This is a genomic window from Pseudomonas sp. RGM 3321, assembly GCF_022836805.1.
Lineage (GTDB): Bacteria > Pseudomonadota > Gammaproteobacteria > Pseudomonadales > Pseudomonadaceae > Aquipseudomonas.
The window spans coordinates 1-422 of the sequence record NZ_JALHBH010000030.1 but is presented as its reverse complement, the minus strand read 5'-3'; the positions used below and the strand labels follow the sequence as shown (position 1 = coordinate 422).

The window sequence follows — 422 nt, the reverse complement described above, 5'->3', positions numbered from 1 at the left end:
ACCTACACCGGTGAGTTTGTCCACGCTGCGCCGTGGTCCGAGCGCTCTCAGGGCAGCGCCAATGTCTCGCACGGTTGCGTCGGTTTATCCACCGAGAACGCCAGATGGCTGTTTAACTTCTGCGCCGCCGGTGATCCCGTCATCAACTCAGGTTCGAACCGTATGTTCAAGCCGGACGAAGGTATCGGTTGCTGGTGCTACGACTGGAGCGGCTGGCAGAAACTCAGCGCAGTGTGAGTTAGTCCCCTCACACCTGCGAAACCCTCTACCTCGATGCAAGGTAGAGGGTTTCATCATGTCTAGGTGTCCTCACAGTTTGACGGCTTCTTTTCGGCTCCATGACGCGGTTTCAGCCCTCGTCGGCGGTGGCCTATCACCAGTTGACGCGACACGCTCAAACCCTCAACGTCCTTGGGACGACC

At 58.3% G+C, this 422-nt stretch carries 1 protein-coding gene; it reads left to right on the top strand.

Annotated features, from left to right (window positions below; genetic code table 11):
* Positions 1-237: L,D-transpeptidase (locus RGM3321_RS00100; RefSeq protein WP_244391006.1), on the top strand; the 237-nt coding region annotated here is incomplete at its 5' end.
* Between the last annotated feature and the right edge of the window lie 185 nt (positions 238-422).